This is a genomic window from Lysobacter enzymogenes, from assembly GCF_017355525.1.
GTDB classification, from domain to species: Bacteria; Pseudomonadota; Gammaproteobacteria; order Xanthomonadales; family Xanthomonadaceae; genus Lysobacter; species Lysobacter enzymogenes_C.
Genome location: NZ_CP067395.1, coordinates 866,212 through 870,353 on the forward strand (window position 1 = coordinate 866,212; position 4,142 = coordinate 870,353).

Genomic DNA, 4,142 nt, shown 5'->3' on the forward strand with positions numbered 1-4,142 from the left:
CCGTAGCCGAGACCGCACACGATGGCCGCAAGCCGCATGGACGAGGGCTTCGGCCCGATCATCGATCATTTCGTCGCCGCCGAAAGCGCCGCGTTCGCCGCGCGCCTGGCCGCGTACGACTGGGACGCCGACGAAGCCGCGCTGATCCGCGCGACCGCCGCGCAGGCGCTGTACGCCAACGCGCGGCTCAAGCTCAACCGGGTGCTGTTGCTGGAACTGCATGCGGCGCAGCACAGCGGCGAACTCGAAGGCGACGACGCGCAGCGCTTCGCCCAGTTCGTCGCGCGCGCGCAGACGCCGGAATTCGCCGTCCATCTCGAACGCCGCTATCCGCCGCTGCTGGCGCGGCTGCGGCGCACCCTGGAGCTGCAAAGCGCGGCGATCCAGAGCCTGGTCGCGCGCATCCGCGCCGACCGCGCGCTGCTGTCGCAATGGAGCGGCCGCGAGCTCGGCCGCCTGCTGCGCATCGGCCTGGGCGAGGGCGACCTGCACGACGGCGGCCAGACCGTGGCCAAGCTCGCGTTCGCGGGCGGGCAACTGATGTACAAGCCGCGTTCGCTGCGCATCGACGCGGTGCTCGACGGTTTCCTCGCGCGAATTTTCGGCGGAGCGCAGCGCATCCGCGTGCCCGACGTGCTCGATCGCGGCGACTACGGCTGGGCCGCGTTCGTCGAGCACCGCTATTGCGACGGCGAAGCCGAGCTGCGCGACTTCTACCGCCGCCTCGGCCATTGGCTGGCGGTGCTGCGGGTGCTCGGCGGCACCGACATCCATCTGGAGAACCTGGTCGCGTCGGGCCCGGTGCCGTACGTGGTCGACGTCGAAAGCCTGTTCGCGCCGGTGCGTCCGGCCGCGCCGTCGAAGTTCGGCCCGGCCTACGATCAGGCCCAGGAGCTGATCCAGAACTCGGTGCTGCGCACCGGCATCGTGCCGTTCCGCTCGCCGGTGCTCGGCTTCGGCCGCGCCGACCTGTCCGCGGCCGGCTCGCTGCCGGGCGAACAGCCGCAGTTGCAGGTGCCGGTGATCGTCGGCGACGGCACCACCCAGGCGCGGGTGCAGATGATGGAGGCGGAGCTGTCGGCGTCGCAGAACCATCCCAGCGCGAACCCCGACGTGTCGCGTTACTGGGACCAGATCAGCGACGGCTTCCTCGACGCGTCGCGGCACTTGCGCGCGCTCGACGCCGAAGGCGCGCTGGCGCCGCTGCTGGCCGCGTTCGAAGGCAGCCGCGCGCGCGACGTGCGCCGGCCGACCCAGGTCTATGTCGAAGTCGGGCGCATGCTCTGGCATCCGGCCTCGCTGCACGAGGAGGACAAGGCGATCGAACGCGCGCAGGCGCTGTTCTCGCGCAGCCCGTCGGCGGTCGCGCCGTCGCCGCAGCAGATCGGCGAGGAAATCGACGCGCTGCGGTTCGGCGACATTCCGGCCTTCGTCGAACCGCTGAACGCGGCGCGCATCGGCGAGACCCTCGACGAGTGGCGGCGCATGCGCATCGAGCTCGAGGAAATGATCATCCGCAGCTCGCTGGTGGTCACCCAGCTCAACAGCGAGACCGACGGGCCGAGCGAGCGCGACAGCCGCTCGCATTACGCGCGCCGGCCGCACCGCGAGAATCTCGACGCGCGCCGGCGCGCGCTCGCCGCCGACACCATGCAGCGCTTGCTGCGATTGTCGGTGCATGCCGCCGATGGTTCGGCCACCTGGATTTCGCCGGAGAGCTTCGGCGGCGAAGGCTGGCACGTGCAGCCGCTCGGCGCGGACGCGTATTTCGGCCTCGGCGGCGTCGCGGTGGCCTTGGCCGGCTATCGGCACGAAGTCGCGCACGGCCGCGCCGACGCGGTCGACGGCGTCGACGCCGCGCTGGAAGGCGCGTTGCTGGCGATGCGCCGGCAGACCCGCGCCGAAGCCGCGGCGGTGGTCGGCGGCTTCAACGGCGACGGCAGCCGGATCTGGGCCTGGCTGGTCCTGCACGACCTGCTCGGCCGGCCGCAGTTGCTCGACGACGCGGTCGCCTGCGCGCAGCAGCTCGAACGCATCGGCTTCGCCGAAGAACCGTTCCTCGACATCACCGGCGGCAGCGCCGGCGCGATCGTGCCCTTGCTGGAACTGTCCCGCGCCAGCGGCGATCCGCGTTGGTCGGCGTTGGCCGCCGACGCGGCGCGGCGGCTGGAAGCGACCGCGCTGCGCGACGAACGCGGCGCGTACTGGCTGTCGCCGGCATTTCCCGATCCGATCGGCGGCTTCGGCCATGGCGGTTACGGCATGGGCTGGGCGCTGGCGCGGCTGGCCGACAGCGATGCCGGTAACGCAGACGAACGCCGGCGCTGGAGCGATCTGGCCGCGGCGGCGTTCGCGTTCCAGGACGCCTCGTTCGATCCGGCCAGCGGCAACTGGCACGACGTACGCATGGTCGACAGCGTCAACTTCCCGACCTGGTGCAACGGCGGGGTCGGCATCGGACTGGCCGCGGCCGACGTGTATGCGCGCAGCGGCGACGCGGCCGCGTTGCGCGACCTGCGCCGCGCGGCGGCATTGACGCGCGGGCAGTGGGGCCTGACCCACACCCTCTGCCACGGCGACTTCTCGCAATGGGAATTGCTGGTGCGCGCGGCCGCGCTGGATCCGCAGGGTTGCGCCGGCGATCGCGAAGCGTGCACCGCCGAGGTGGTGTCCGGAATCGAGGAGCACGGCATCGTCGGCGGCGTCACCCGCAAGGCGTTCACGCCGGGCCTGATGACCGGACTGGCCGGCGCGGTGCACGGCCTGATCCGCATGCACCCGCACTGCGACCTGGCGTCGCCGCTGTTGCTCGAATGCCGGCGCCAGGCGCCGCTGCGCGCCGTGGCCGCGCCCGACGCGCAGGCGCTCGCGCTCTCGTAATCGCGGCCGCGCAGGGCAGGGCGCGCGGTCGCGCGCCGCCCCTGTGTTCGGCAAGCGCGCGCCGCCGCCGCGATCGCACGGCGGCGCATTGCGCGAGTCGGTGGCGCCCACTCGCGCACGGCACCGCGAACCCAGCGACCGCCATCGCGGCCCGGCGCGCAACGATGCGCGGCAGCGCGCGATGCGAACCGACGCCGACGCAGCGCCAGCACGGCCGCCCGCCGCAACGCAAGCCGACGCGTCGGCGTATGCGAACGCGACAACGCTTCAAACGCAATCGCCGTCGCACAACCGCCGATTTGTCTCCGGATCGTAAAAATTTTTCCGCATCGATAAACCCGGCTGCGATTAACGCGACGCGCTGTGCGGAACGGTCCGCGAATGACAAACATCAGTTGACGGGGAAACCCCGGTTGAATGGTATCGGCAGCCTGTCGAAACCCGCCGCATATTCGCGTTCATCCGATTCATTTGAATCGCGGATTGCCATCGCGATGCATCGATCGCGAAACACTTTCGCAACATGACAAACATCATGGCGCGTTTGAATGCAGCGTTTCGTCGCGCGCGTGTATCGCATTTTTTCCCTGAAAAACAGGGTTATTTCATTACATCTAAGCGCGCGTGAATCGGGTCGGATGCGCATCGGCGCGCGTGTCGGCTCGCGCCGATTGTGCAGACGATGCGAACTTGATTGACTCCTTGACCGCAATCACACGCGCACTTCGAGTGGAAGAAACAAACCGGAGAGAGATCACACAACAGTCGCTGCCATCTCTTTATATTTAATTCCGACGAGCGCAAGGTTCCGCATAGAAATACATCCGTCGGACGGGAATTCGCCGACGCACTCGCCGTCTCCACCGCGCTCCGGGCGATGCGTTGCTCCGTCATAACAAGCACTAGATAGACGTCTCATCTTCCGGGGCGCTTTTTCCGGGCCCGCGGTTGTTTTCATGCGCGCCGCGCTCATGCGCGGATTTATCACGGACCGATCGCCTGCATTCGCATGCTTTATGCACAAGACACTGTCATGTAGCCCTCCACATCATTGACGCCACGCGTTCGCGCGGCTGTCGCATATCCATCGCCATCGAACCGGGGGCATCGCCTCCTGGATTCGTGCGCGCGATTTTCGGCTGAACGGCCTTTTTTGCCGAAAAACGCGGCGCATTCCGCATTCCCGAACAGATCGACCACCCGTCGCAGCCCGTGCTACTCGCCAGTGCGGCAATGCGGCGCGACCACATGAAGGGACACCG

At 68.8% G+C, this 4,142-nt stretch carries 1 protein-coding gene; it reads left to right on the forward strand.

Annotated elements, in window-relative coordinates; genetic code table 11:
* Positions 1-21 precede the first annotated feature (21 nt).
* Positions 22-2,880, forward strand: a complete 2,859-nt coding sequence (locus tag JHW38_RS03605) for a type 2 lanthipeptide synthetase LanM family protein (RefSeq protein ID WP_207524660.1) — start codon at positions 22-24, stop codon at positions 2,878-2,880.
* Positions 2,881-4,142 lie beyond the last annotated feature (1,262 nt).

Excerpts from the sequence above, each read along its gene's own strand:
- JHW38_RS03605 (WP_207524660.1), top strand. The coding sequence starts at position 22 with ATGGCCGCAAGCCGCATGGACGAGGGCTTCGGCCCGATCATCGATCAT.